At 68.8% G+C, this 25,364-nt stretch carries 23 protein-coding genes and 1 pseudogene; 10 read left to right on the top strand and 14 right to left on the bottom strand.

Annotated elements, in window-relative coordinates; genetic code table 11:
• Positions 1–289 precede the first annotated feature (289 nt).
• The gene (locus AC2EBS_RS15950; protein ID WP_484729425.1) at positions 290–1,186 is read left to right on the top strand and encodes a restriction endonuclease; all 897 of its coding nucleotides are present in this window, start codon (positions 290–292) and stop codon (positions 1,184–1,186) included.
• 85 nt (positions 1,187–1,271) lie between these two features.
• Here the strand turns inward: AC2EBS_RS15950 and AC2EBS_RS15945 are convergent, their stop codons facing one another.
• Positions 1,272–2,228: a LysR family transcriptional regulator gene (locus AC2EBS_RS15945; RefSeq protein ID WP_484729424.1), complete on the bottom strand. Its 957-nt coding sequence runs from the start codon at positions 2,226–2,228 to the stop codon at positions 1,272–1,274.
• 200 nt (positions 2,229–2,428) lie between these two features.
• On the opposite strand from AC2EBS_RS15945, the gene AC2EBS_RS15940 reads away from it, so the two are divergent.
• A complete protein-coding gene (locus AC2EBS_RS15940) occupies positions 2,429–2,914 on the top strand; it encodes a DUF4148 domain-containing protein (RefSeq protein WP_484729423.1) in 486 nt (161 codons plus the stop codon).
• Positions 2,915–3,031: 117 nt separating this feature from the next.
• The gene (locus AC2EBS_RS15935; protein WP_484729422.1) at positions 3,032–3,994 is read left to right on the top strand and encodes a hypothetical protein; all 963 of its coding nucleotides are present in this window, start codon (positions 3,032–3,034) and stop codon (positions 3,992–3,994) included.
• Positions 3,995–4,019: 25 nt separating this feature from the next.
• On the opposite strand, the gene AC2EBS_RS15930 is transcribed toward AC2EBS_RS15935, so the two are convergent.
• From AC2EBS_RS15930 to AC2EBS_RS15895, 8 genes and pseudogenes are all read right to left on the bottom strand, one after another.
• Positions 4,020–4,439 (bottom strand): DUF6691 family protein, encoded by a 420-nt coding sequence (locus AC2EBS_RS15930; protein WP_484729421.1) that lies wholly within the window; start codon positions 4,437–4,439, stop codon positions 4,020–4,022.
• 10 nt (positions 4,440–4,449) lie between these two features.
• Entirely contained in the window at positions 4,450–4,935 is a 486-nt protein-coding gene (locus AC2EBS_RS15925) for a YeeE/YedE family protein (RefSeq protein WP_484729420.1), read from the bottom strand.
• Between the two features lie 154 nt (positions 4,936–5,089).
• Positions 5,090–6,544: an aldehyde dehydrogenase gene (locus AC2EBS_RS15920; RefSeq protein ID WP_484729458.1), complete on the bottom strand. Its 1,455-nt coding sequence runs from the start codon at positions 6,542–6,544 to the stop codon at positions 5,090–5,092.
• 282 nt (positions 6,545–6,826) lie between these two features.
• Positions 6,827–7,333, bottom strand: a pseudogene (locus tag AC2EBS_RS15915) (ABC transporter ATP-binding protein); the annotation flags it as partial.
• 2 nt (positions 7,334–7,335) lie between these two features.
• Positions 7,336–8,100, bottom strand: coding sequence for an ABC transporter ATP-binding protein (locus AC2EBS_RS15910; protein ID WP_484729419.1), 765 nt, complete (start codon positions 8,098–8,100; stop codon positions 7,336–7,338).
• On the bottom strand, positions 8,097–9,032 hold the full coding sequence (locus tag AC2EBS_RS15905; RefSeq protein WP_484729418.1) for a branched-chain amino acid ABC transporter permease: 936 nt from the start codon (positions 9,030–9,032) through the stop codon (positions 8,097–8,099). Before AC2EBS_RS15905 ends, AC2EBS_RS15910 begins: the two co-directional genes overlap by 4 nt.
• Positions 9,033–9,049: 17 nt before the next feature.
• Entirely contained in the window at positions 9,050–9,928 is an 879-nt protein-coding gene (locus AC2EBS_RS15900) for a branched-chain amino acid ABC transporter permease (protein WP_484729417.1), read from the bottom strand.
• Positions 9,929–10,084: 156 nt separating this feature from the next.
• Positions 10,085–11,302, bottom strand: a complete 1,218-nt coding sequence (locus AC2EBS_RS15895) for an amino acid ABC transporter substrate-binding protein (protein ID WP_484729416.1) — start codon at positions 11,300–11,302, stop codon at positions 10,085–10,087.
• A 288-nt stretch (positions 11,303–11,590) separates the two neighbouring features.
• Here AC2EBS_RS15895 and AC2EBS_RS15890 point away from each other — a divergent pair, with 288 nt between their 5' ends.
• Both AC2EBS_RS15890 and AC2EBS_RS15885 read left to right on the top strand, forming a co-directional pair.
• Entirely contained in the window at positions 11,591–12,550 is a 960-nt protein-coding gene (locus tag AC2EBS_RS15890) for an AraC-like ligand-binding domain-containing protein (RefSeq protein ID WP_484729415.1), read from the top strand.
• A gap of 56 nt (positions 12,551–12,606) precedes the next feature.
• Positions 12,607–14,397 carry a PglL family O-oligosaccharyltransferase gene (locus AC2EBS_RS15885; RefSeq protein WP_484729414.1) on the top strand — a complete coding sequence of 597 codons (1,791 nt, stop codon included), beginning with the start codon at positions 12,607–12,609 and terminating at the stop codon, positions 14,395–14,397.
• 8 nt (positions 14,398–14,405) lie between these two features.
• On the opposite strand, the gene AC2EBS_RS15880 is transcribed toward AC2EBS_RS15885, so the two are convergent.
• Complete coding sequence (locus AC2EBS_RS15880; RefSeq protein WP_484729413.1) at positions 14,406–15,101, bottom strand: hypothetical protein; 696 nt, start codon at positions 15,099–15,101, stop codon at positions 14,406–14,408.
• Positions 15,101–15,778 carry an orotate phosphoribosyltransferase gene (gene pyrE, locus AC2EBS_RS15875; RefSeq protein WP_484729412.1) on the bottom strand — a complete coding sequence of 226 codons (678 nt, stop codon included), beginning with the start codon at positions 15,776–15,778 and terminating at the stop codon, positions 15,101–15,103. The genes AC2EBS_RS15880 and pyrE overlap by 1 nt, the downstream gene beginning before the upstream one ends.
• A 166-nt stretch (positions 15,779–15,944) precedes the next feature.
• Here pyrE and AC2EBS_RS15870 point away from each other — a divergent pair, with 166 nt between their 5' ends.
• Positions 15,945–16,745, top strand: coding sequence for an exodeoxyribonuclease III (locus AC2EBS_RS15870; protein ID WP_484729411.1), 801 nt, complete (start codon positions 15,945–15,947; stop codon positions 16,743–16,745).
• A gap of 84 nt (positions 16,746–16,829) precedes the next feature.
• Here the strand turns inward: AC2EBS_RS15870 and AC2EBS_RS15865 are convergent, their stop codons facing one another.
• Positions 16,830–17,966, bottom strand: a complete 1,137-nt coding sequence (locus tag AC2EBS_RS15865; RefSeq protein ID WP_484729410.1) for an HD-GYP domain-containing protein — start codon at positions 17,964–17,966, stop codon at positions 16,830–16,832.
• A gap of 336 nt (positions 17,967–18,302) precedes the next feature.
• Here AC2EBS_RS15865 and ilvD point away from each other — a divergent pair, with 336 nt between their 5' ends.
• Complete coding sequence (gene ilvD / locus AC2EBS_RS15860; protein ID WP_484729409.1) at positions 18,303–20,162, top strand: dihydroxy-acid dehydratase; 1,860 nt, start codon at positions 18,303–18,305, stop codon at positions 20,160–20,162.
• A 6-nt stretch (positions 20,163–20,168) separates the two neighbouring features.
• Here ilvD and AC2EBS_RS15855 read toward each other — a convergent pair whose 3' ends face one another.
• A complete protein-coding gene (locus AC2EBS_RS15855; protein WP_484729408.1) occupies positions 20,169–20,597 on the bottom strand; it encodes a hypothetical protein in 429 nt (142 codons plus the stop codon).
• Between the two features lie 196 nt (positions 20,598–20,793).
• Between AC2EBS_RS15855 and AC2EBS_RS15850 the strand changes: the two genes are divergently transcribed.
• The 3 genes from AC2EBS_RS15850 to AC2EBS_RS15840 all read left to right on the top strand — a co-directional run bounded on the left by AC2EBS_RS15850 (position 20,794) and on the right by AC2EBS_RS15840 (position 24,345).
• Positions 20,794–22,866, top strand: coding sequence for a S9 family peptidase (locus AC2EBS_RS15850; RefSeq protein ID WP_484729407.1), 2,073 nt, complete (start codon positions 20,794–20,796; stop codon positions 22,864–22,866).
• Between the two features lie 43 nt (positions 22,867–22,909).
• Positions 22,910–23,551, top strand: coding sequence for an MBL fold metallo-hydrolase (locus AC2EBS_RS15845; protein WP_484729406.1), 642 nt, complete (start codon positions 22,910–22,912; stop codon positions 23,549–23,551).
• 230 nt (positions 23,552–23,781) lie between these two features.
• Positions 23,782–24,345, top strand: coding sequence for a helix-turn-helix transcriptional regulator (locus tag AC2EBS_RS15840; protein WP_484729405.1), 564 nt, complete (start codon positions 23,782–23,784; stop codon positions 24,343–24,345).
• A gap of 6 nt (positions 24,346–24,351) precedes the next feature.
• Here AC2EBS_RS15840 and AC2EBS_RS15835 read toward each other — a convergent pair whose 3' ends face one another.
• A complete protein-coding gene (locus tag AC2EBS_RS15835) occupies positions 24,352–25,344 on the bottom strand; it encodes a M48 family metallopeptidase (RefSeq protein WP_484729404.1) in 993 nt (330 codons plus the stop codon).
• Positions 25,345–25,364 lie beyond the last annotated feature (20 nt).

Raw genomic sequence — 25,364 nt, 5'->3', positions numbered from 1 at the left:
CAGCGAACATGCACACCCAGGGCGCGTGGTTCTACGACCTGTGCGCCAACCAGCACTCCACGCTGAAGACTCGGCCGTTGAAGCTGGCCGATTTACCGAGGCTAGGCTTCTTGCTGCAGAAAGTCATCCAGCGCTTGGAGGCGGCGGCGCTGCCGGCGTCCGGCCGGCCGAGACGAACATGCGCTGACGCTGGCGCATTCAGGCACCATTGCTAAGCTTGCAAATCAGCTCCCACGCAGATGGGAGCTCGCAAATGCTGATTGAACCGCACGCCAGGGAGGCGCTCGACATGCGAAGCCGACGCAAGAAGACCAGTCCTGCCGAGGACTTGATGGATCTGGTGGCGATGCTGCCCTGGTGGGCTGGCGTGGCGCTGGCGCTGCTGTCGCATCTGTGGCTGCACCAGATTGCGGCTGAGCCGCTGACGCCGAATCTCGCTGCGGGCAAGGCCGGTAGCAGCGTGCTGCAGATCATGGTGAAGGGCCTGGCTACCGGCGGCCAGTACATCCTGCCGCTGATTTGCTTGGCAGGCGCCGGCATCTCGGCCTGGCGCCGGCACGAACGTCGCCGCCTTGCTGCCGATGTCGGCGGTGGGTCCTCGGCGGCTGACGCGCTGGATGGCATGAGCTGGCAACGCTTCGAGCTGCTGGTCGGCGAGGCTTTCCGTCAGCAGGGCTACCGCGTCGTCGAGACCGGCGGTGGCGGTGCCGATGGCGGCGTGGACCTGGTGCTGCGCAGGGGCGACGAGAAGTTCCTCGTGCAATGCAAGCAGTGGCGGGCCTACAAGGTCGGCGTGGATGTGGTGCGCGAGCTCTATGGCGTGATGGCGGCACGCGGTGCAGCTGGCGGCTATGTCGTCACGTCAGGGCGTTTCACGCCGGATGCCCAGGCCTTTGCCACTGGGCGCAATGTGACGCTGGTCGATGGCCCGCAGCTGCAGGCCATGCTGGATGCGGCAAGGCAGGGGGCTGGCGCCGGCCATGGCGGCAGCAGCAGGACCAGCGCCGAGGCGCCAGCCGCTGCGACGCGCGAGACGCCCGCCGCCGCACCCGCCTGCCCGAGATGCCGCAAGCCCATGCTGCGGCGCGTGGCCAAGCGGGGAGCCAACGCCGGGCGGGCTTTCTGGGGCTGCAGCGCCTATCCCACCTGTCGGGGCACGCTGGAGATCGCGGACCAGGGGCATTGAGTCTGGCTCCGGCGCGATGGCGGACCGGCCATCGGTCCGGACTGGATGCGCCTGCGGCAAGGCCCGCAGCGCGCAGCGCGCAGCCTCAGCGCCTCAGCGCCGCCGTCGCATGTGCGGCGGCGCAGACCTGCTTGGCGCGGTTCTGCTGCTCGCGCGTCTGCTCGATCAGGTAGTCAAGAAAGACGCGGGTGCGCTGCGGGATGAACTTGCGGCTGGGCAGGGCGGCGTAGAGCGCCACCTGGCCGCTGATCCATGGCGATAGCACGCGGACCAACTCGCCGCGGGCCAGATAGGGCGCCACCAGATCGATGGCCGCGGACATGATGCCGGCGCCGTCAAGCGTGGCCCGCAGCAGGGTCTCGGTATGGTTGCCGGCGAGTACCGGTGCGCTTTCCACCTCGATGACATCGTCCGGCGTGTCGGTGCGCCACAGCCGCCAGACGCGCGATCTGGCGTTCAGCGCGCGCAAGCGGATGCAGTCGTGTTCCCGCAGCTCCTCAGGCGTGGCCGGCAGGCCGCGGCGGTTCAGGTAGCCCGGTGAAGCCACCAGCACCAGCTCGGACTCCGCCACCTTGCGGGCGACGATGTCGGCGTCGAAGGGCTGGTCGGCCAGCATCAGCGTGAGGTCGAAGTCTTCGATCGGCAGCTCGCGCGGCGACGCGGCCTCGACATCGATCAGCACGCTCGGATGGCGTTGGCGGAAGCCCTCCAGCAGCGGCGCCAACACGAAGCTGGCCAGGATGGGGGGCGCATGCAGGCGCAGCGTGCCTGCCAGTTCCACGGTCTCGGCGCGGGCCACCGCGTGGGCCTCGTCGATGTCCTGGAGGATGTGGCGCACCCGGCTGAGGTAGTTCTGTCCGGCTTCGGTCAGCGACAGCCGGCGCGTGCTGCGCTGCAGCAGCCGCGTGCCCAGGTGGTCTTCCAGATCGGCCACCAGCCGGGTCACCACCGGTGCCGACATGTCCAGCGCCCTGGCGGCGGCAGCGAAGCCGCCCTCGTCGACGACTTTTTCGAACACGCGCATTGACTGCAAGCGGTCCATGGTCTTTCTCCTTTGTCGTCAATTGTTGCCAATTTAGAAATGGCGCATGTCTGTACCGGCTGTTTATCAGCTTCTAACGAAATTCTACAGTTCATCCCATCGACGAGACGTAAACAACTCAGCCTCGCCGAGGCGACCCAAAGACCTGTAATTCGGCAGGCCGGGTCATCAGAGTTCAACGCAATTGAAAGGACTGAACCATGAACCGCGCTACCACTTCCATCATCGCCCTGACCCTGGCCGCTTTCGGTGCCGGCCAGGCCATCGCCGCCGACGCTCCCAAGACCCGCGAGCAGGTGCGTGCCGAAGCCGCTGCTGCCCTGGCTGCCGGCGATTTCATCACCGAGTCGGGCTTCAAGGCCAATGAGCTCTACCCCGGCCTGTACAACAAGAGCAGCAAGCCGGCCGCCGCTCCGGCCAAGAGCGACAGCAAGACCCGCGAGCAGGTCAAGGCCGACGCTGCCAAGGCTGCCGCGGCTGGCGACTTCATCACCGAGTCGGGCCAGAAGGCCAACGAGATCTACCCCGGCCTGTACCAGAGCAACAAGCCGGCCGCCACGGCCAAGAGCCGCGACGAGGTGAAGGCCGAGCTGCGCGACGCCGTGAGCAAGGGCGAAGTGCTGGCCTACGGCGAGACGATGGCCACGCTCAAGGATGTGTTCCCGGGCAACTACCGCGCCCAGTAAGCGGCTGACCGCGGATCGCCGCGGCAACAGAGGCACCCAGGCCGGCCTTCTTGCCGGCTTCACTCCCGAAACGGGCCCTAAGATGGGCCCGTTTCGTCATTTCGGAGCTTGTCGACCATGTTGCGCCGCTCTGCTGTTTTTGCCGCTCCGCTGCTCTGTGGGATGCTGATCGTGCCGCCGGTCGGTGCGATGGAGCCGCAGCCCAAGGAGGCGGTCACGCCTGACACGCCAGCGGTTGAGACCGCACGCCGGCAGGTGCGCTCCACCGCCGAGTGGCTGGCTCGCGGCGTGGACAGCTGGTTTGGCGACAAGCCCTTCTCCGAAGGCGGCAAGGTCACCGATGGTCAGCTCAGCGTGCGTCTGCTGAAGAGGCAGGACGAGGACAAGCCCCAGTTCGGCATCCGCTTCAACGCCCGTTTCCGGCTGCCCAATCTGGAAGAGAACGCCTACGTGTTCATCGGCCGCGACGATCAGCGCGAGATGGTGACCGACAAGCCCAACACCTTCAGCAACGAGCAGCTACTGCTCAAGGGCAATGCCGAAAACCGTGCCTTCTTCGCCGGCCTGGGCTTGCGCCTGCGCGACAGCGTGGATCTGCGCCTGGGTCTGCGCGGCGGACTCAAGCCCTATGCGCAGGCACGCATCGGCCACTCCTTCTGGTTCGGTTCGGCAAACCGCCTGGACCTGCGCGAGACGGTGTTCTGGACGACCGGCGACGCGCTGGGCTCGACCACTGCGCTGTCCTACGAGCATGCCTTCGCGCCGGACCTGGCGATGCGCTGGCTGAACGCGGCCACCATCACGCGGCGACAGCGTGACTTCGAGTGGTCCAGCAGCCTCGGCGCCTATCGCTACTTCGGCCAGCATCGGCTGCTCTCGCTGGAGGCACTGGCCAGCGGCATCCAGGGCGCGGACGTGCCGGTGTCCGACTACGGGCTGCAGCTCAAGTGGGAACAGCCCGTCTACCAGGACTGGCTGATCGGCGAGCTGATCCTCGGCCATTTCTGGCCGCGGCCCAATGCGCTGGTCGAGCGCGACCGTGCCTGGGCCGTCGGCGGCAGTCTGAAGATGAAGTTTTAGAAGGGGTGCGCGAGGCGCGGCGTCGTCAGCGCGCCGCCTTCGCCGTCAGCCCCTGCAGCAGCGCACCCAGCGCGATGCCGGCCAGCGCGACCAGCAGATCCCAGTTGCCGACACCCAGTCCGGCGATGGCCGGCGCCGGGCAGACGCCGGACAGGCCCCAGCCGATGCCGAAGATCGCGGCGCCGACCAGCGTGGGCCGGTCCAGCTTGGACTGGCGCACTTCGAAGCTCCCGCCCAGCAGCGGCGTCGCCCCGAGCAGGCGCCGCGCCAGCTGGTAGGCCGGCAGCGTGAGGGCGATCGCGCCGCCCATCACCAGCATCAGGCCCCAGTCCTGGAAACGCAGGAAGCTCAGCACCACCTCCGGCTGGATCATCGTCGACCAGGCCAGGCCGAAGCCGAACAGCGCGCCGCACAGCAGCACGGCGATGAATTGCGCAGGCGTCATCGTGCGCATCTCATGCGCCTCCCAAGGCGCGCACCACATGGGCGGTGATGAAGGCCGTGCCCATGAAGGTCAGCACTGCGGCCAGCGAAGGCAGCTGCAGCGAGGACAGGCCGCAGATGCCGTGGCCCGAGGTGCAGCCGTTGGACAGCCGCGCACCGTAGCCCACCAGCAGGCCGCCCAGGCCCAGCTGCCACAGCGGCACCTCGGTCCGCTGCGCCGTTTCGGGGCCGAAGAACTTCCACCACAGCGCGGCACCGATCACCAGGCCCAGCGCCAGCGTCAGCCGCCAGGCGCGGCTGTCCACCAGGCGTGGCTGCTGGAAGAAGGCCTGGCCCTTGAGCAGCCAGGACCAGCTGGAGCTGAACACCGTGCTCATGCCGCCGATGCGGCCGGTGAGCAGAAAGAGGCCGCCGGTGGCCAGGCCCAGCATCAGGCCGCCGGCCAGGTAATGGGCCCAGCCCAGGGGGAACAGTGCATCTACGATCGTCGCCGCCATCGGCACACCTCTTCGTCGCGGAACAACAGGGAATCGAAGGCCCGCAGCTTAGCCCAGCGCGACGCCGACTGCCGCCTGGCGTGCGCCCGGTCGGACATCTCCAAAAGCAAAGGCCGGGCCCCGTCGGGACCCGGCCTCGGCTCGCTCTCCCGCGTCAGAAGGGATAGTGGCGTTCGCCGGTCTGCATCGTCACCCAGCGCAGCTCGGTGAATGCGTCGATGCCGGCCTTGCCGCCGAAACGGCCGAAGCCGCTGCCCTTCACGCCCCCGAACGGCATCTGCGCTTCGTCGTGCACTGTCGGCCCGTTGATATGGCAGATGCCGGACTCGATACGGCGCGCCACCTGCATGGCGCGCGCGGTGTCGCGGCTGAACACGGCCGCGGACAGGCCGTACTCGTTGTCATTGGCGCAGGCGATGGCCGCCTCGTCGCCGTCCACGCGCACGATGCACTTCACCGGACCGAAGGTCTCCTCGTGATAGATGCGCATCTCGCGGGTCACATGGTCGAGGATGGTCGCCGGCATCAGCGTGTTCTCGGCGCGGCCGCCGCACAGCAGCTTGGCGCCCTTGGCCAGCGCGTCGTCGATCAGCGCATTGCAGTGCTCCACCGTGCCCATGCCCACCACCGAGCCCAGCACCACCGGCTGCGGGCCGCGCGGGTCGCCCAGCGGCAGGCTCTTGGCCTTCTTGGCCAGGCGGGCGGCGAAGTCGTCACCGATCTTGTTGTCCACGATGATGCGCTCGGTGGACATGCAGATCTGGCCCGAGTTCGCGAAGGCGCCGAAGGCCGCGCCGTTGACCGCCGCGTCGATGTCGGCATCGGCCAGCACCAGCAGCGGCGCCTTGCCGCCGAGTTCCAGCACCGAGGGCTTCAGGTACTTGGCGCAGGTCTGCGCGATCAGCTTGCCCACACGGGTGGAGCCGGTGAAGTTGACGCGGCGCACCGCCGGGTGGGCGACCATCGCCTCGACGATGGCGCCGGCATCGGCTGGGGCATTGGTGATGTAGTTCACCACGCCGGCAGGCAGGCCGGCTTCCTGCAGCGCCTCGATGATCAGCTGGTGCGTGCGCGGGCAGTTCTCGCTGCCCTTGAGCACCACGGTATTGCCGCAGGCCAGCGGCACCGCGACGGCGCGCACGCCCAGGATCACCGGCGCGTTCCACGGCGCGATGCCGATGACCACGCCGGCCGGCTGGCGCAGTGCCATCGCGATCGAACCCGGCACGTCGGAGGGGATCACCTCGCCGCTGATCTGCGTGGTCAGCGCCGCGGCCTCGCGCAGCATGCCGGCGGCCAGATGCACGTTGAAGCCGGCCCACATCGCCGAGCCGCCGGTCTCGGCAGCCACCGCGGCGATGAAGGCCGGCGTCTTGGCCTCGAGCGCGTCGGCCGCCTTGTTGAGCAGCGCACGGCGCTCGTTGGGGCCGGTGTTGCTCCAGGTCTTGAAGGCCTCGGCGGCGGCCTCGACGGCGGCGACGGCGTCGGAGGCCGTAGCGGCCGGGGCACGGGTGGCGACGCTGCCGTCCAGCGGATTGCGGCGCTCGAAGGTGGCGCCACCGTGGGCGGAGACGGCCAGGCCGTTGATGAGCATGGTGAGGTCGGACATTTGCGAAGTCTCCTTGTTGACTGCGTCTGCGGAAGAGGAAGTGGAGGTGGTGCCCTGGCCCAGGTAGGCCTGGCGGATCACGCTGGAACGCGCCAGCAGCGATGCCGGTCCGCTGGCGATCAGCCGGCCGCGCTCGAGCACATAGCCGCGGTCGGCCACGGCCAGCGCCTTGCGCACGTTCTGCTCGACCATCAGCACGGTCGTGCCCTGGTCGGCGATGCGGCGGGCGATGGCCAGCAGCTCGTCGACCATGCGCGGCGCCAGGCCGAGGGACGGCTCGTCGAGCATCAGCAGGCGCGGTTGGCTCATCATCGCGCGCGCCACCGCCACCATCTGCTGCTCGCCGCCGCTCATCGTGCCGGCCAGCTGGTTGAGGCGCTGGGCCAGCTTGGGGAAGTCCTGCAGCGCCTGCGCCATGCGCTCGGCGCGCTGCGCCTTCGGGATCAGCCAGCCGCCGAGCTCGAGGTTCTCGGCCACCGTCATCTGCGGAAAGAGCTGACGGCCTTCTGGCACCAGCACCAGGCCGCGGCGCACGATGTCCGAGGTCTTGGCGTCGGCGGCGATGGCCTCGCCGTCCAGCAGGATCTGCCCCTGGCGCCCGATCAGGCCGGAGATGGCCTTGAGCAGCGTGGTCTTGCCGGCGCCGTTGGGGCCGAGGATCACCGTCAGGCCGGGCTTGGCCTCCAGCGTGATCTCGCGCAGCACCTGGAAGCCGCCATAGCCCGCCGACAGGCCCTTGATCTGCAGATGGGCCAGTTTCTTGTTCAGCGCCAGGCTGAGTTCGTTCATGTTCATGCTGCGGGCTCCGCCATCTCGTCACCCAGATAGGCCTCGATCACCTCGGCATTGCGCACCACCTCGGCGGGCGTGCCGTCGGCGATCTTGCGCCCCTGGTGCAGCACCAGCACGCGCTCGACATAGCGCAGCAGCGTGGTCACCGCGTGCTCGATCCAGATCACCGTCAGGTCCAGCTCGTCGCGCAGGCGGCGGATCAGCTGGGCCATGTTGTCCACCTCGCTCTCGGTCAGGCCGGCGGCCACCTCGTCGAGCAGCAGCACGCGCGGGCGCGTCGCCAGCGCCATGCCGATCTCCAGCAGGCGCTGTTGCGAGGGCGTGATCGCCGCGGCGGGCAGGTCCTTCAGCCGGGCCAGTCCGATCAGCTCGAGGATGGCCGTCTCGTTGCCCAGCCAGCGTGGACGCTCATGTGCCGCGGTAGCGCGGCGACCGGCGAACTGCAGACCGAAGTCGATATTGGCCGCGACACTCAATTCGGCGAAGACGCGCGGCGTCTGGAAGGTGCGCGCGATGCCGTGGTGGGCGAAGCGGTGCGCACCGGCGCCGGTGAGGCGGTCGCCCTGGGCATAGAGCTCGCCCGAAGTGACCGGCGTGACGCCCGACAGCGCATTGAAGAAGGTGGTCTTGCCGGCGCCGTTGGGGCCGATGATGCCGACCAGCTCGCCGGCACCGAAGGCGGCATTGACCGCGTCCACCGCGGTGAGGCCGCCGAAGCGCACCGTCACCTCGCGGGCTTCCAGCAGGGGATGGGAGGCTCTCATGCGCGGGCCCTCCGGGGCAGTTTGGCCAGCACGGCGTCGCGCAGCGGGGCCAGGCGCAGCGATGCCAGGCCACCTGGCAGGTAGAGCACGCACAGGATCAGCAGCAGGCCCAGCGACATCATGTAGATCTGCGGCATCTGCAGGCGCAGCGTCTCGGCCAGCAGGCTGAACACCACCGCGGCGATCAGCGGGCCCCACAGCGTGGCGGCGCCGCCGATCAGCGCGATCAGCACGGTCTGGAAGCCGATGAAGGGGTTGAACACCGTGTGCGGGTCGATATAGGTCCAGCGCACGCTCATCGCCGCGCCCACCGCGCCGGCGAAGGCGGCGGTCAGCGCGAAGCCGGCGATCTTCACCAGCCGCGTGTTCACGCCCAGCGTCTGCGCACGCTGCTCGTCGGCGCCGATGCCGGCCAGCGCCAGGCCGAAGCGGCTGCGGCGGATCAGGATGGCGCTGAGCAGTGCCAGCACCGCCAGCGCCAGCACGGTGAGATAGACGGTGTCGCCCTCGGGCACCACGGTCAGCACGCGGCCCACCGTGCCGCTGACCTGCTTTTCCCAGTAGGTCACCGCATGGCGGATCAGCTCGGTCATGCCGAAGGTCAGCACTGCGAAATAGGTGCCGCGCAGATGCAGCACGCCGGCACCCATCACCACCGCGACCACCGCGGCGACGGCGGCGCCCAGCGCGACCACGGCCAGCCAGGGCAGCTGCTCCAGCGTCAGCGCGCCGGCATAGGCGCCCAGGCCGAAGAAGGCGGCAGTGGCCAGCGACATATAGCGCGTGCTGCCGCAGAAGGTGCTCCAGCTGGTGGCCAGCGCGGCGTACATCAGGCAGGTCAGTGCCATCGAGATGGCGAACTCGCTGCCGTAGTGCGGCACCGCTAGCGCCCAGCCGGCGAAGGCGAACAGGAGGATCAGGTCTCTTTGCATGGGGTACTCCTGCTGCGTCACTTGCGCGTGAACAGGCCGTTTGGCTTCCACAGCAGCACGGCGATGAAGATCGCGTAGGACAGCAGGGCCTTCAGCGAGGGATTGGTGAAATGCATGCCCAGCGCCTCGATCACGCCCAGGCCCAGGCCGCCGACCAGCGCGCCGGTCATGCTGCCGAAGCCGCCCAGCGTGATGACGATCAGCGCCGTCACCGTGTAGGGCTCGCCCATCGACGGCGAGATCGTGTAGGTCATCGACAGCAGGCAGCCGGCCACGCCCGACAGGCCCAGGCCGAGGCCGAACATCAACGGATGCAGCTTGTGCGTGTCGATGCCGACCAGCTGCGCACCGGTGGGCGACTGCATCAGCGCGCGCACGCCCTTGCCCAGCAGCGTCATGCGCAGCAGCGCGATCAGCGCGCCGCTGAACAGCAGCGCCAGCGCCAGCAGCAGCAGCTTGTTGCCGGCGAACTGCGCGCCGCCCAGCGAGACCGGCTCGGTGAGGAAGTCGTAGCCGCGCAGATCGCCGCCCCACAGCGCCTGGGCCAGGTTCTGCACCAGGAACATCAGGCCGAAGCTGACCATCAGGCCGCGGGCCTCGAACACATCCAGATTGGGCGAGCTGCGCGTCAGCTTGGCGAACACCAGCTTGTGGATGGCCAGGCCGGCGGCGGCCAGCACGACGAAGGCCAGCGGCACCATCGCCAGCGGCGACAGGCCCAGCGCGGTGTGCGCCGTCCAGGTGAGGAAGGCGCCCAGCATCAGGAACTCGCCGTGCGCGATGTTGAGGATGCGCATCAGCCCGTACTGCAGGTTCAGGCCCAGCGCCACCAGCGCATAGACCCCCCCGGTGATCAGGCCGGAGGCAATCAGCTCCAGCCAGCTTCCCACTGTCATGTCAAACGTCCGTTCATGCTCTGCGGCTTCATGCGGCGCGTGCCGCATCGTGCCGACGGCAGCGCGCTGCCGCACCGACCCTGCCGGGCCGGCGTGTACGCGCTGCAATCAATGGCTGGCGGCAGGCGCCGGGCAAGCGCCCGTCGGCGCCCGGGCTCAGCTCCAGGCCGGCTTCGGTGCCAGCGGCGCGGTGGCGTTGCTCTTGGGCCAGACCACCTCGAACTCGCCCTTCTGCCACTGGCCCACCGTGCCCGGCGTGCCGACGTTCTCGCTGCCGGCGAACCGGACCTTGCCGAGGATGGTGTTGTGCTCGTTCTTGGCGACATAGTCGCGGATCGCCTTGCGGTCCAGGCCGACTTGCGCGACGGCGGCGGTGAGGATTTCCAGGCTGGCCCAGGTCGCGCCGCTGGCCCAGCGGTCGGGTTCCTTCTGCGCGCCGAACTTCTTCACATGCGCGTCGAAGTAGGCCTTGGCGCCGGGGCTGGTCTTGCCGTTCCACGAACCCATGCCCAGCACGCCCTCGGCGCCGGCGCCCATCACATTGCGATAGAGCTGGAAGGCGGTGCCGACCGAGGCGTAGAAGAACTTCGGGTTGAAGCCGATCTCCTTGGCCTGGCGGCTGGCCAGGATGGTGTCGGGCGGATAGGTCAGGCCGATGAAGGCGTCGGGGTTCTTGTCCTTCATCGAGCGCAGCACCGGGCTCAGGTCCTTGACGCCCAGCGGGTAGCTCTTGTCCTCGACGATGCTGATGCCGCTGCCCTGCAGCGCGACCTTCAGCGCGGCGTAGTTCTCCAGGCCGAAGAGGTCGTCCACGTAGATGGTGGCGATGCTCCTCACGCCATTGGCCTTGAGCATGTCCACCAGCGCGTCCATCATCGGCTTGGGCTGCTGCAGCATCAGGAAGAAGTAGGGCAGCTTCATCTCGATGAGCCGGCGGCTCAGCGCGGTGGGCGCGAGGAAGGGATAGCCGAAGCGGTTGGCCAGCGGCGCGACCGCGAAGTTCGCGTTGCTGCCCCAGGGCGGCAGCACCAGGTCGACCTTGTCGCTGCCCATCAGCTTTTCGTAGGTGCGCACGCAGGTCTCGATGTCGCTGCGGTCGTCCGAGGAGATCAGCTCGATCGGACGCTTGGTGCCCTTGACGTTCAGACCGCCGGCGGCGTTCTGCTGCTCGGCCCACAGCAGGTAGTTGGGCTCCTGGCTGACCTGGGCGCCGGTGGTCCACGGGCCGGTGCGGGCCATCGCGTAACCGATGCGCACCGGGGCGGCCTGGGCGCGCACGATGGCGGGGAAGGCCAGCGCAGCCGGCGCGACGGCGGCGGCCTGGACGAGGGTGCGGCGCTTCAGGCCGGTTTCGGCTTCGGGTTTGCGGCTCATGGTCAGTCTCCTGTTCGTTGGGGTCGTCACGGCGAGGCAACGGCCGGCTGTTTCGCCGGTGTCACGCATTGTGGGCAGCGCATGCTGCCGGCGCTTGACCAGGCATGCACGCGGGCTTGTCGATTTGTGCAGGCCGGCCTAGGGATTTCCCGCGGGCAATGTCCCCGGGCTTGAGCGGGGCTCTGTACAGGCATACGCTGGCGACCGGCGCCATGCGGTGCCAGAACGAAACAACGAACAAAGCGAGACAAGCCCGGCCCGGCCCGACGGGGTGGCCGGCCGCACAGCATGGTGACGATCAACAAGCAGATGAGCACCGACCAGGTCGCGCCCGCCGAGCGTGCCGGGTTCTGGGCCGACTGGGTCGACCGGCTTTTCCACGGCCTGAAGAACGACAACTACGGCGACAGCGACTTCGACGGCCGCATCAGCAGCGTGCAGGCGGGCGATGTGGTGCTCAGCCGGCTGGAGGCCAACCGTCACCGCGTGACGCGCTCGGCCAGCCATGTGCGTTCCTCCGACATCGGCTACCTGAAGATCGTCGCGCCCTATGTGGGCTGCGCCGGTGTCGAGCAGAAGGGTCGCGAGGCCTGGGTGACGCCGGACCAGTGGAGCATCTACGACACCACCGACAGCTATGCGGTGGCCAATCCGGTGCGCGTCGAGCACCTGATCGTGATGGTGCCCAAGTCGCTGCTGGTCGAGCGTGGCCTGGCGCTGGACCCGTTGATGGCGCGGCGCCTGGGCGGCAGCGGCGGCGTGGCACGGCTGGCGCTGGAGACCATGCGCAGCGCCTACCGCGAGCTGCCGACGATGAGCGACGCCGCGGCGCGCGGCGTCGGCGATGCGATCACGCAGTTTGTGCACCTGGCCATGCTGGACCTGGCCGGCATCGCCACCGCGCAGAGCCAGCGCGAGGCGCTGCGCGAGCGCATCAAGCAGCACGTGGCCACGCACCTGGGCGACCCGGGCCTGTCGGTGGACAGCCTGGCGTTGGCGCTCAACGTCAGCCGACGGCAGCTCTACAACGCCTTCGCCGAGGAGCCCGACGGCGTGGCCGGCTACATCCTGCAGCGTCGCCTCGAAGCCTGCCGCGCCAGCCTGGCCGACCCGGGCAACGCGCATCGCTCGATCACCGAGATCGCCTTCGGCCTGGGCTTCTCCAATATGGCGCACTTCAGCCGCGTGTTCCGCAGCCACCTGGGCCTGCCACCCAGCGATTTCCGCCGCCAGGCCCTGGGCGGGTGAGCCCCGGCGGCTGTTGCCGGCCGGGCCGCTGGCCGGCCATGTGATGATGCGGCCCCATGCAAGCTGCGCCGCGCTCCACCTCTGCTGAATCGCCCCTCCCGCCGGTGCCGGCACGCTCGCCCGTCGAGGTCGCCGCACTGCCGGCCATGCTGCTGGCCGTGGCACTGGCCCCCTTGCTCGCCTTCAATCTCACGCCCAATGCAACGCTGTTCAACCAGCTGGCCGCGCTGGCTGGCTGGGGCGTGGTGCTGCTGCTGTTGCCGCCCATGCGCAGTTCAGGCGGCGCAGACGGCAGGCGCAGCGGCGGCGATGCCGCGCAGCTGGCGCTGCTGCTGCTGCTGGCCGCCGCGCTGGCCTCGCCCTTGTGGACCGGATTGCCGCTGTCGCTGTCGCTGTCCGGCGCGGCGCTGCTGGCGGCGGCCTGGTGGGTGCTCTCGGCCGCGACCCGCTTCGATGCTGCGCATGCGCGCCACTGGTGGGGCGCGCTGTGCTGGGCCCTGCTCGTCGCCGGCCTGGCCAGCGTGGCGGTGAGCCTGGTGCAGGTGTTCGCACCCGCGCTGGCCGATGGCACGCTGATCGCGCGCTCCGGCATCGCCGGTCGCGCGGTGGGCAATCTGCGCCAGCCCAACCACCTCTCCAGCCTGATGCTGTGGGCGGCGATCGCCGCAGTGTGGCTGGCCGAGGCCGGACGGCTGGGCCCGACGGCGCGGACGCGCTGGCTGTTGCCGGTGCTGCTCTTCGCCTTCATCCTGACCATCGTGATGAGCGCCTCGCGCACCGGCATGATCGGTGTGCTGCTGCTGCTCGCCTGGGGCGCGCTGGACCGGCAGCTGTCCCGGCCGGCGCGCGCTGCGCTGCTGGCCACGCCGCTGCTGCTGGGCATCGGCTGGGGCCTGATGAGCGCCTGGGCGCATCTGGGCGGTCATGCTTTCGGCGCCGAGTCGCGCCTGGCCGAGGGCGCCGGTTCGCCGTCGCGGGTGGCGATCCTGCGCAACAGCTGGGCCTTGCTGCAGATGCATCCGTGGACGGGGGTGGGCTGGGGCGAGTTCAACCTGGCCTGGAGCATGACGCCCTTCCCCGACCGGCCGACTGCCTTCTTCGACCACTGCCACAACCTGCCGATGCAGCTGCTGGTCGAGCTGGGCTGGCCGCTGGGCGGCACGGTGCTGGCGCTGCTGGCCTGGTCGCTGTGGCGTGCCTGGCGTGCGGCGGCGCAGGCCCGGGGCGAACGGGCCGGCGTGCTGCGCGCCGCGTTGCTGATGCTGCTGGCCATCGGCCTGCACAGCCTGCTCGAGTATCCGCTCTGGTACGCCTATTTCCTGCTGCCCACCGCCTTCGCGCTGGGCATCGCGCTGGGGGAACAGGAGCCGCGCCCGGTGCGGGCGCCCAGCCGCCCGCTGCGCTGGCAGATCGGCGGTGCGGTGCTGATCGCGGGTTGCGTGTTCGCGGTGGCGGACTATCTGCAGGTGGTCGCGATCTACGCGCCGCCGGCCAAGCCGGCGCCGCTGGCCCAGCGTGTCGAGCGCGGTCAGCGCGGCGTCTTCTTCACCACGCAGGCCGACTATGCGGCGGCGACCAGCTTCGGCCCCAGTGCCGAGGCGCTGGATGCGACGCGGCGTACCGCGCACAACCTGATCGACCAACGGCTGATGAAGCACTGGGCGCAGACCCTGCATGCGCAGGGCGATACCGAGCGTGCCCGCCATGTGGTGCAGCGCCTGCGCGAGTTCAGGCCTTCGGGTGCGCAGGCCGAGTGGCTGGCAGTGTGCGAAGACCTCAGCGTGACGCCGCGGCCCTGGCAGTGCCTGCCGCCGCAGCGCGACTATCGCTGGCAGGAGATGCGCTGAGGCCCGCCTCAGGGCTTGCTGGCCGTGGCGGCCGGTCCGTCCAGGCTGCCCGGCGCGGCGCCGCCCCACAGGCGCTTGAGCCGCGCGAGCTCTTGGTCGTAGAGCTTGTTCACGCGCACCAGCTCGGCCTTCTGGTTCTCGATCAGCACGCGTTGCGCCTCAGTGGCGGCTTCGTTGGCATCGAGCTGCTGCTTGAGCTTGGCCGGCATGACCTTGCCCTTGTAGAACTCCGCCTCGTCGAGCAGCGGCTTGCGCTCGACGGCCAGCTCCTGGATGCGGCGCTCGGAGATCTGCATGGACTTCTTCACGTCGTCCAGTGCCGCCTCGCGTGCCTGCTGGTGCGAGGCTTCGTCGCGGTAGCGCATCATCAGATTGCGGTCGCGTCGCACCGCGTCCTGCTGGGCGGCGCGCTCGGCGGCCAGCTTGCGCTGCCTGGCCTCGTGCGCGGCACGCTCGTCGGGCGACATCGCCGGCGGCACCACGGCGCGCAGCGAGCCGTCGGGATTGAGGATGCGCTGCTCGCGGTCGTTGCACTCGACGATCAGGCGGTCCGAGGTGAGACGCCGTCCATCCGCGGTCACGCAGGTGAAGATGGTGCCGCTGCCGATCGGCTTGGATTGCGCCCAAGCGGCCAGGTCCGTGCCGAGCAGCGCGGACAGCGCGAGCAGGGAAATCAGCGGACGATGGCGAGCAGGACGCAGCATCAGACTCCGTAGCGGTCGCGATAGGCTTGCACCGCGGCTGAATGCGCCGCTGCAGCCGGGTTGCTGGTGGTGCGCAGATACTGCAGCAAGTCCGCCAGGCCGGCAATCGACACCACCGGCAAAGCCAGCTGCTGCGTGACGTACTGCACCGCCGACCAGGCCATGTCCACGCCGTTCTCTGCAGCTTTTTCCTGACGGTCCAAGGCGATGGCCACGCCGCAGGGTGTGGCGCCAGCGGCATTGATCATCGCGATCGACTCGCGCACCGAGGTTCCGGCCGAGATCACGTCGTCGACGATCAGCACGCGGCCGCGCACCGGCGCGCCGACCAGCGTGCCGCCCTCGCCGTGGTCTTTGGCTTCCTTGCGGTTGTAGGCGAAGGGCTTGTTGTGGCCCAGGCGCGCCAGCTCGATGGCCAGCGCCGCGGCCAGCGTGATGCCCTTGTAGGCCGGGCCGAAGATCATGTCGAACTGCAGGCCCGACGCGACCAAGCGCTGCGCGTAGAACTGCGCCAGCCGGCCCAGCTTGGCGCCGTCGTCGAACAGGCCGGCGTTGAAGAAGTAGGGGCTCAGCCGCCCGGCCTTGGTCTTGAACTCGCCGAAGCGCAGCACGCCGGAGTCGACCGCGAAGGCGACGAAGTCCTGGGCCAGGGGGTCGGGCGTGAGGGCGGTGTTCATGGGTGTCGTCAGGATTCGGCAGCAAACGCCGCGGATTGTAGGCGGCCCCCTTCTCTGGCCTTTCGCCCCCCGATGGGGGTCAGGTCTTGCGCTCGGGCCCCGCTGACCCTGCGCTGCGATACTGCGCAGCCATCGGCACACGTCGCCTCTCTGCCTGCTCTGTCACATGCGCTTCATCACCGCCAATCTCAACGGCATCCGCTCCGCCGCCACCAAGGGCTTCTTCGACTGGCTGCCGCAGCAGCAGGCCGACGCGCTGGGCGTGCAGGAGGTGAAGGCGCAGGCCGATGTCGTCGAGGGCACTTTCTGCCGCAGCGAGGACCTGAAAGGCCATTTCCACTACGCGCAGAAGAAGGGCTACTCGGGCGTGGGTCTTTACACCCGCGAAGAGCCCAGCGAGCTGATCGTCGGCTTCGGCGTGCCGGAGTTCGACGACGAAGGCCGCTGGGTCGAGAAGCGCTTCGACAAGCCGGGGCGCAAGCTCAGCCTGATTTCCTGCTACTTTCCAAGCGGCTCCAGCGGCCCGGAGCGGCAGGAGGCCAAGTTCCGTTTTCTGGAGGCGATGTACCCGCACCTGATGGCGCTGAAAGGCAAGCGCGAATTCATCCTCGTCGCCGACGTGAACATCGCGCACAAGGAAGCCGACCTGAAAAACTGGAAGGGCAACGTCAAGAACAGCGGCTTTCTGCCCGAGGAGCGCGCCTGGCTGGATCAGCTCTTCGGCACGGCCAAGGACCAGGGCGGTCTGGTGGACGTCTATCGGCAGCTGCATCCTGACACCACCGACGAGTGCTACACATGGTGGAGCAACCGCGGCCAGGCCTATGCGAAGAACGTCGGCTGGCGGCTGGACTATCACTTCGCGACGCCCAAGCTCGCCGCGCTGGCCCGGCGTGCTGCGATCTACAAGGACCAGAAGTTCAGCGACCACGCGCCGCTGACCATCGACTACGACTTCGCGATCTGAGTCAGGACCGAGCAGAGTCCCTGCGGACTCGGCGACGCCTGACGAAGGCCTGGCCGCCTGCAAGCGGTCGGGCTGAGTCCGGGCTCAGATCCCGCCAATCAGCGTCGCGATCTTCTCGTCCGAGAGGCGCATCGGCATGGCCTGGGCGGGCAGCAGCGCGACCACGGCATGGCTTTCGTCCGAGGTGTCGCGCATCACCGGCGAAAGCCGCGGCTCGCCGGCTGAATTGGTCAGCACCGCCACCACCGGGCGGTAAGCCTTCTCGCCGTTACGCGCGACGATGCCCAGCTCCCCGGTGGCCAGACGCACCACGCTGCCGGGCGGGAAGATGCCGAAGGCCTTGATCAAGGCCCCGGCCAGCGGGCTGGACTCGGCCATCTGGTGCAGCTCGCGGCCGGCCTGCTGCGCGCTCATCGCGGGTCGCGTGGCGCGGCTGCTCAGTCGGGCGGTGTAGACATCGGCAAAGCGCAGCAGCTCGGCCAGCTCGCAGATGTCGGACAGGCCGTGCGGATAGCCGGAGCCGTCGCGCACCTCATGATGCTGGCGAATCGCTTCCAGCCACAGCTCGTCGGTGATGCCTGCTTCCTCGAGCATCTCGGCGCCGCGCAGCGGGTGATCGTTCACCGCCTCGCGCTGCTTGGCCGTCAGCGGCGAGACCTGCGTGGCCAGCTTGGCCTGCAGGTCCACCATCGCGATGTTCATCGTCAGTGCGGCCTGGAAGGCGCGCCGCTGGTCCGCCGGGCTCCAGCCGAGAAAGCGTGCCGCCGCGTGGCAGGCGGTGGCGGCATGGATGGAATGGTTCACCCCGTAGTGGCTGCTGGCTGCATCGGGCTGCCGGATTACCTGGGACAGCGCCAGGTCCGGCGAGCTGTCGATCAACGAGAGCAGCAGATCGGTCGTGCTGTGGATCGCGCCGGCCATGTGCTCCGTCGGAGCGCTGAAGGTCTGCCGCACGTCGTTGCTGCTGCGCTCCCATTGCGCAGGCAGCTGGGCCAGGCGACGCTCGGGCGACTCGCGCCGGGCGCTGGGCTGCGCCAGTTTGGTGAGCTCGTCCACCTCGACCAGCGCGCCGCGCTGGAACAGCTCTTCCAGCTGCGCATCGTCGACGATCACCTGGCCTCGCGCCAGCAGCAGCAGCCGGTTGGAGTCGCGCACGCTGAACGGCAAGGGCTGGCCGAGGACGATATGGTTCTTGACTGTGGCGAGGGGGCAGACGCGCATGTTCGATAGGGGGCAGGCAGGCCAGCGACCTACCTGGGCGAAGGCGCATTGACTCTACTTCGGTTGCCGAGGCGCCCACTTGAGAGTTGGCTTCACTCCACCCTTCAGGTGGGGGCGGGTGTTGTCAACTTCTGACGCTTTGCAAATCTTCGCGCCGCGCCTGTCGGAATCCGTTGGCGATTGTCGTTTGCCGATCGCGTCGCCGCAACGTGCCCTTCGCGAGGCTCGAAAGCCGGCCGGCAATGTCTTCCTGCCGCTTGGGTGAGAATCGGCATCGCGCTGCAGCAATGCACCTGCCGCCGTGCCCGCACGACCGAAGCAAAAGGGTTTCCCACCATGCCAGCCTACCGCTCCAAAACATCCACCGCCGGCCGCAACCAAGCAGGCGCCCGCGCACTCTGGCGTGCCACGGGCATGAAGGACGCCGACTTCAGCAAGCCCATCATCGCGATCGCCAACTCCTTCACCCAGTTCGTCCCCGGCCATGTGCACCTGAAGGACCTGGGCCAGCTGGTGGCGCGCGAGATCGAGGCCGCCGGCGGCGTGGCCAAGGAATTCAACACCATCGCGGTGGACGACGGCATCGCGATGGGCCACGACGGCATGCTCTATTCGCTGCCCAGCCGCGACATCATCGCGGACTCGGTCGAGTACATGGTCAACGCGCACTGCGCCGACGCGCTGGTGTGCATCTCCAACTGCGACAAGATCACCCCGGGCATGCTGATGGCCGCGATGCGGCTGAACATCCCGGTGGTCTTCGTCTCCGGCGGCCCGATGGAGGCCGGCAAGGTGCGCCTCGCGGTGCCGGGCACGCAGACCGTACAGATCAAGAAGCTGGACCTGATCGATGCGATGGTGATGGCCGCCGATGCCAAGGTCAGCGACTCCGATCTCGCCGAGGTCGAGCGCTCGGCCTGTCCGACCTGCGGCAGCTGCTCGGGCATGTTTACCGCCAACTCGATGAACTGCCTGACCGAGGCGCTGGGCCTGTCGCTGCCGGGCAATGGCACGGTGCTGGCCACGCATGCCGACCGCGAACAGCTGTTCAAGCGCGCCGGCCGTCTCGCCGTCGAGCTGTGCCAGCGCTACTACGAGCAGGACGATGCCAGCGTGCTGCCGCGCGCGATCGGCAAGAAGGCCTTCGAGAACGCGATGACGCTGGACATCGCGATGGGTGGCTCGACCAACACCATCCTGCACATCCTGGCTGCGGCCCAGGAGGCTGGCATCGACTTCACGATGAAGGATGTGGACCGTCTCTCGCGCGTGGTGCCCCAGCTGTGCAAGGTGGCGCCCAACACCAACAAGTACCACATCGAGGATGTGCACCGCGCCGGCGGCATCATGGCCATCCTCGGTGAGCTGGACCGTGCCGGCAAGCTGCATACCGACGTGCCCACCGTGCACTGCAAGTCCATGAAGGAGGCGCTGGACCGCTGGGACATCAAGCGCAATCCGTCGGCCGAGGTGCAGCAGTTCTACATGGCCGGGCCGGCTGGCATTCCGACCCAGGTGGCATTCAGCCAGAACACGCGCTGGCCCAGTCTCGATACCGACCGTGCCGAAGGCTGCATCCGCTCCTACGAGCACGCGTTCTCCAAGGAGGGCGGCCTGGCGGTGCTGCACGGCAATATCGCCGTCGACGGCTGTGTCGTGAAGACGGCCGGCGTGGACGACGAGCTGCTGGTCTTCGAGGGTCCGGCCCATGTGGTGGAGAGCCAGGACGAGGCGGTGGCCAACATCCTGGATGACAAGGTCAAGGCCGGCGACGTGGTGGTGGTGCGCTACGAAGGCCCCAGGGGCGGCCCCGGCATGCAGGAGATGCTCTACCCGACCAGCTACATCAAGAGCAAGGGCCTGGGCAAAGCCTGCGCGCTGCTCACCGACGGCCGCTTCTCCGGCGGCACCTCGGGCCTGTCGATCGGCCACTGCTCCCCCGAGGCGGCCGCCGGCGGCGCGATCGGCCTGGTGAAGAACGGCGACCGCATCCGCATCGACATTCCCAATCGCCGCATCGACGTGCTGGTCTCGGATGAAGAGCTGGCCCGCCGCCGCGCTGAGCAGGATGCCAAGGGCTGGAAGCCCGCTGAAGCGCGCCCGCGCAAGGTCTCGGCCGCGCTGAAGGCCTATGCCAAGCTGGTCATGTCGGCCGACAAGGGCGCGGTCCGCGACCTGTCGCAGCTGGAGGACTGATCCGGCTCAGCCGCCGGGCGCCACGGCGCCGGCGGTGGCCTGTGGCGGTGCAGACTGGCGCAGCATCTGCCGCCAGAGCATGCAGGCCGTCGTGTCGGCCAGGCGCGGCAGCGGAATAGGCGCGTTCCGCGCCAGCGCATCGCGCATCGCGTCCGCGTTGAGCACGCAGTCCGGCGCTGCCGCGATCAGCAAGGCTTCGGCCCGGCGCCGCGCCTCGCTGCGCCCCAGCGCGGACCAGCCCAGCGGCGTCGATGCATCGTCGCCAGCCGGCGTGTTGAAGCCGGGCCCCAGGCAGCCATCGCCGCCGGGCAGGAACTGCTGAGTGACGGCGCAGGCCGGCTTCGGCGCTTGCTGCACGTCCGCAAGCGCGGCCGCTGGCAGCAAGCCAAGGGCAAACATCGTCAGGACGGTTTCGGTATGGCGTCGGGCGGGCATTGGCGGGCTCCAGTCCTCGCGGCTGCGTAGCGATCAGTTTAGGGCGAAGCTGGGGCGACTCTAGCAGTGCGCCGCCGTTCATCCCGCTTTGCCGCGCGCCGGGCCGACCAAGCCGCAGTCCATCCGATGGGGGGCTTCAGACAGGCCAGGGCTTGGCTATGCTGCGGGCCTCTTCATCCACTCCTCGATCACCGAGATGAATATGGCTGCTGCTTCGACTCGTCGTGCGATGGTTTCTTTCCGTCCTGCCCTGCTGACCCTGGCCCTGGCGGCCGCGATGCCGCTGGCGGCGCTGGCCCAGGGGGCTGCCACGATCACCGTCGGCGACACGCCGCTGATCCCGCGCGCCGCGCTGTTCGGCAATCCGGTCAAGGCCGGTGCGCAGCTAAGTCCCGACGGCAAGTGGCTGTCGTGGATGGCGCCGGTCAACGGCGTGATGAACGTTTGGGTGGCGCCCTCGGACAAGCCCGAGGCCGCCAAGGCCATCACCGCGGTGACCGACCGGCCCATCCCGGGCCATTCCTGGTCGGCCAACAGCGAGCAGGTGCTGTTCGTGAAGGACAACGCCGGCGACGAGAACTTCCGCCTCTACGGCGTCAATGTCGCTACCGGCAAGCAGCAGGACTTCACGCCCTTCGACAAGGTGCGTGTGCGACTGATGGGCGGCTCGCGCAAGCGCGTGGACGAGCTGCTGGTGGGCATCAACAACCGCGATCCGCGCTGGCATGACGTGCATCTGCTGAACCTGAAGACCGGCGAGCTCAAGCTGGTGATGAAGGGCGACGGCTATGCCGGCTTCCTGGCCGATGACGACCTGCAACTGCGCCTGGCGGCACGCCCCAATGCGGCCGGCGGCGTGGACTACTTCCCGGTCAAGGACGGTGTGGTGGCCGACAAGCCCTCGGTCAGCACCAGCCTGGAAGACGCCGCCACCAGCCCGCTGGGTTACACCGCCGACGGCAAGACCCTGTACTGGATGGACTCGCGCGAGCGCGATACCACCGCCGTCTTCGCCGAAGACAGCGCCACCGGCAAGCGCACGCTGATCGCTCAGGATGCGCGTGCCGATCTGGGCGGCACGCTGCGCCATCCGATCAGCGGCGAGGTGCAGGCCTATGCGGTGGAGTACCTGACCACCGAGTGGCAGTTCCTCGACAAGAGCCTGAAGGCCGACTTCGACTGGCTGCAGCAGCAGCTGGGCAAGGGCGAGGTGATCGTGGCCAGCCGCACCCGTGCCGACGACAAGTGGATCGTCAGCATCGATGCGGTCTCCAAGGTCGCGACCACCTATCTGTATGACCGCAAGGCCAAGAAGCTGCAGCCGCTCTATGTCGCCCGCCCCGAGCTGCAGGGCGCGCCGCTGGTGCCCATGCATCCGCTGGAGATCAAGGCGCGCGACGGCCTGACGCTGCCCAGCTACCTGACGCTGCCGCCCGGGGCCGACACCAATGGCGACGGCAAGGCCGACAAGCGCGTACCGCTGGTGCTGCTGGTGCATGGCGGCCCCTGGGCGCGCGACGGCTACGGCTACAACGGCACGCACCAGTGGCTGGCTAACCGCGGCTACGCGGTGCTGTCGGTCAACTTCCGTGCCTCCACCGGCTTTGGCAAGAAGTTCCTCAACGCGGGCAACAAGCAATGGGGCCTGGCGATGCACAACGACTTGCTGGATGCCGTCGATTGGGCCGTCAAGCAGGGCGTGACCAGCAGCGACAAGGTCGCCATCATGGGCGGCAGCTACGGTGGCTATGCGGCGCTGGCTGGCGTGACCTTCACTCCGACCACCTTCGCCTGCGCGGTGGACATCGTCGGCCCGTCCAATCTGGAGACGCTGCTGGCGACCATCCCGCCCTACTGGGAGGCCGGCCGCAAGCAGATGTACAGCCGCATGGGCGACCCGACCACCGAAGAGGGTCGCGCCATCCTGCGCGCCGCCTCGCCGCTGTACAAGGCCGACCAGATCGTGCGCCCGCTGCTGATCGGCCAGGGCGCCAACGACCCGCGCGTCAAGCAGGCCGAGAGCGACCAGATCGTCAGCGCGATGAAGGCCAAGAACATCCCGGTGACCTATGTGCTGTATCCGGACGAGGGCCATGGCTTCGCCAAGCCCGACAACCGCATCGGCTTCAACGCCGTGGCCGAGGCCTTCCTGGGCAACTGCCTGGGCGGCCGCGTCGAGCCAATGGGCGAGACGCAGCGCAAGTCCACGGCCCAGGTGCTGCATGGCGCCGAGCATGTGCCGGGCTTGGCGGGCGCGCTGAAGAAGTGAGGCCTGAAGGGGCGTCGACCGGGATAGGGCGGACAATGTCGGCATGAGCCTGCACTACGAAACCATCCCGGTCACGCCCTTCCAGCAGAACTGCTCGCTGCTCTGGTGTGACGAGACGAACGAGGCTGCCCTGATCGATCCGGGCGGCGAGCTGTCCCGTCTGCTGGCTGCCATTGCGAAGCGCGGCCTCGTGCTCAAGGCGATCTGGCTGACGCATGCGCACATCGATCACGCCGGCGGCGCCGGCCAGCTGGCGCGCGAACAGGGCATACCCATCATCGGCCCACATCGCGGCGACGAGTTCTGGATCGATGGCCTGCCGCAGCAGAGCGCGATGTTCGGCTTCGCGCCGGCCGAGCACTTCACGCCGACGCAGTGGCTGGACGACGGCGACACCGTGACACTGGGCCGGCAGTCGCTGAAGGTGCGCCACTGCCCCGGTCATACGCCGGGCCATGTGGTCTTCCATGCGCCGCAGATCAAACGCTGCTTCGTTGGCGATGTGCTCTTCGCCGGCAGCATCGGTCGCACCGACTTCCCCGGTGGCAACCATGCCACGCTGATCGCGTCGATCACGCAGCGCCTATGGCCCATGGGCGACGACACGGTGTTCATCCCTGGCCACGGCCCGGAGAGCAGCTTCGGCCGCGAGCGGCGCAGCAACCCCTACGTTCTCGGTACCTGAATTCATCAGGCCCGGTGCGAGGCGCGTAACCGCGACGTCAGCAGGGTTTCCCTGGCTCTCGGGGCGCGCAAATAGGGGTGCACGCGCGCAACTGCGGCGCTAACATCGAACGGCCTCGTGTCAGGGAGCCGAAGATGTTGGTCAATGAAACCACCGCGGAACGACACCGGATTGGCGCTGTCATGCCCTTTGCAGAGCGAAGGCGCGCCGGGTCGTTGAGCAAGCATTGGATGACGCTCGTCCTCGACGAGCTGGACTACGGGCTCATGCTGGTCGACGCCGGCGGCGAGCTGCTGCACTGCAACCGGGCGGCACAGCTCGCCCTGCAGGGGGCACACCCGTTGCAGCTGCTGGACGGTCAGGTGCGTGCGCGCCACCTGCTCGATGGCAAGCCGCTGGCGGAAGCCTTGCTGCAGGCGCAGCGCGACGGGCGCCGCTGTCTGCTGCGCCTGGGCGACGGGCCGCAGCGCGCCAATGTCGTGGTCGTGCCGCTGAATCGCGACGTCGAGCAGGCGGCCGTGCTGCTGGTGCTCGAGCGCCAGGAACTCTGCGGCTCGCTGGCCGCGCAGTGGTTCGCGCTGCGCTACGGCCTGACGCCCGCGGAGACCGAGGTGCTCAAGGGCCTGAGCAGCGGCGCGCATCCGGCCGCTGTCGCCGAAGCCCAGGGCGTGGCGATCTCGACGGTGCGCACGCAGATCCAGAGCATCCGCGCGAAATCCGGCGCCAAGAGCATCCGCGAGCTGCTGCGTCAGCTGGCGATGCTGCCGCCGCTGGTGTCAGCACTGCGCAACTGAGCAGCTTCAGCCGTTCGCCTGGGGCGGCGGCTGTTGCGGCTTCTTCAGCGCCGGGGCGATCTCGAAGCGCTGCGTCGGCTTGGCCGCGCGCGCGTAGAGGCCTTCGACCTTGGGGATGTTGGCCTCGATGTCGCGGATGCGCGTCGGGCCCGAGGGATGGGTGGACATCCATTGCGGCGGCGCGCCCTTGGACGCCTCGCCCATCTTCTGCCACAGGCTGACGCCGGCCTCGGGCCGGTAGCCCGAGCGCGCGGCGAGCTCCAGGCCGACCAGATCGGCCTCGGTCTCGTCCTCGCGGCTGAAGGTCAGCGTCAGCAGCTGCGCACCCATGCCCAGGGCGACATCACCCAGGCTGCCCAGTCCCAGCACCGACGACAGCAGGTTGGCGCCGATGCGCGTGGCCGTGGTCTTGGCCATGCGCTCGCGCGCATGCTCGCGCAGTGCGTGCGCGACTTCATGGCCCATGATGAAAGCCACCTCGTCATCGTCGAGCTTGAGCCGCTCGAGGATGCCGTAATAGAAGGCGATCTTGCCGCCCGGCATGCAGAAGGCGTTGAGCTGGCTGCTGCCAATCAGGTTCACCTCCCACTTCCACTGCCGCGCGCGCGGGTTCCAGCTGTAGGAGTTGTCGATGATGCGCCGCGCGATGGCGCGCAGCCGCTGCACCTGCGGATGCTCGGCCGGCGCCAGTGCGCGCTGGGCCTGCGCCTCGCGCATCATCTGCTGGTACTGCTGGGCGCCAGCGCTCTCCAACTGCTCGGCCGGCACAAGCCCGGCGATGCGGCTGCGCTCGCCGACGTTGACGCCGTCCTGCGCCCAGGCCGGTACGCTGGCCAGCGCAGCGCCGCCGGCCAGCAATCCGGTGAACAGGCGCCGCTGCAGCTGGCGCGGGCCTTCGCCGCCGCAGCGCGCGCAGTCGCAGCGGCCGAAGCCGTAGCTCGGCGCGCTCGGCAGGGTCAGGTCATCGTGGACTTCGAAACGACAGTCGGGCTTGTGCATGGCGCGCATTGTGAAGCAAG

The organism is Roseateles sp. T103 (assembly GCF_057219915.1).
This window is presented reverse-complemented; position numbering and strand designations above follow the sequence as displayed.

Excerpts from the sequence above, each read along its gene's own strand:
- AC2EBS_RS15950 (WP_484729425.1), top strand. The coding sequence starts at position 290 with ATGCGAAGCCGACGCAAGAAGACCAGTCCTGCCGAGGACTTGATGGAT.
- AC2EBS_RS15945 (WP_484729424.1), bottom strand. The coding sequence starts at position 2,228 with ATGGACCGCTTGCAGTCAATGCGCGTGTTCGAAAAAGTCGTCGACGAG.
- AC2EBS_RS15940 (WP_484729423.1), top strand. The coding sequence starts at position 2,429 with ATGAACCGCGCTACCACTTCCATCATCGCCCTGACCCTGGCCGCTTTC.
- AC2EBS_RS15935 (WP_484729422.1), top strand. The coding sequence starts at position 3,032 with ATGTTGCGCCGCTCTGCTGTTTTTGCCGCTCCGCTGCTCTGTGGGATG.
- AC2EBS_RS15930 (WP_484729421.1), bottom strand. The coding sequence starts at position 4,439 with ATGACGCCTGCGCAATTCATCGCCGTGCTGCTGTGCGGCGCGCTGTTC.
- AC2EBS_RS15925 (WP_484729420.1), bottom strand. The coding sequence starts at position 4,935 with ATGGCGGCGACGATCGTAGATGCACTGTTCCCCCTGGGCTGGGCCCAT.
- AC2EBS_RS15920 (WP_484729458.1), bottom strand. The coding sequence starts at position 6,544 with ATGTCCGACCTCACCATGCTCATCAACGGCCTGGCCGTCTCCGCCCAC.
- AC2EBS_RS15910 (WP_484729419.1), bottom strand. The coding sequence starts at position 8,100 with ATGAGAGCCTCCCATCCCCTGCTGGAAGCCCGCGAGGTGACGGTGCGC.
- AC2EBS_RS15905 (WP_484729418.1), bottom strand. The coding sequence starts at position 9,032 with ATGCAAAGAGACCTGATCCTCCTGTTCGCCTTCGCCGGCTGGGCGCTA.
- AC2EBS_RS15900 (WP_484729417.1), bottom strand. The coding sequence starts at position 9,928 with ATGACAGTGGGAAGCTGGCTGGAGCTGATTGCCTCCGGCCTGATCACC.
- AC2EBS_RS15895 (WP_484729416.1), bottom strand. The coding sequence starts at position 11,302 with ATGAGCCGCAAACCCGAAGCCGAAACCGGCCTGAAGCGCCGCACCCTC.
- AC2EBS_RS15890 (WP_484729415.1), top strand. The coding sequence starts at position 11,591 with ATGGTGACGATCAACAAGCAGATGAGCACCGACCAGGTCGCGCCCGCC.
- AC2EBS_RS15885 (WP_484729414.1), top strand. The coding sequence starts at position 12,607 with ATGCAAGCTGCGCCGCGCTCCACCTCTGCTGAATCGCCCCTCCCGCCG.
- AC2EBS_RS15880 (WP_484729413.1), bottom strand. The coding sequence starts at position 15,101 with ATGCTGCGTCCTGCTCGCCATCGTCCGCTGATTTCCCTGCTCGCGCTG.
- pyrE (WP_484729412.1), bottom strand. The coding sequence starts at position 15,778 with ATGAACACCGCCCTCACGCCCGACCCCCTGGCCCAGGACTTCGTCGCC.
- AC2EBS_RS15870 (WP_484729411.1), top strand. The coding sequence starts at position 15,945 with ATGCGCTTCATCACCGCCAATCTCAACGGCATCCGCTCCGCCGCCACC.
- AC2EBS_RS15865 (WP_484729410.1), bottom strand. The coding sequence starts at position 17,966 with ATGCGCGTCTGCCCCCTCGCCACAGTCAAGAACCATATCGTCCTCGGC.
- ilvD (WP_484729409.1), top strand. The coding sequence starts at position 18,303 with ATGCCAGCCTACCGCTCCAAAACATCCACCGCCGGCCGCAACCAAGCA.
- AC2EBS_RS15855 (WP_484729408.1), bottom strand. The coding sequence starts at position 20,597 with ATGCCCGCCCGACGCCATACCGAAACCGTCCTGACGATGTTTGCCCTT.
- AC2EBS_RS15850 (WP_484729407.1), top strand. The coding sequence starts at position 20,794 with ATGAATATGGCTGCTGCTTCGACTCGTCGTGCGATGGTTTCTTTCCGT.
- AC2EBS_RS15845 (WP_484729406.1), top strand. The coding sequence starts at position 22,910 with ATGAGCCTGCACTACGAAACCATCCCGGTCACGCCCTTCCAGCAGAAC.
- AC2EBS_RS15840 (WP_484729405.1), top strand. The coding sequence starts at position 23,782 with ATGACGCTCGTCCTCGACGAGCTGGACTACGGGCTCATGCTGGTCGAC.
- AC2EBS_RS15835 (WP_484729404.1), bottom strand. The coding sequence starts at position 25,344 with ATGCACAAGCCCGACTGTCGTTTCGAAGTCCACGATGACCTGACCCTG.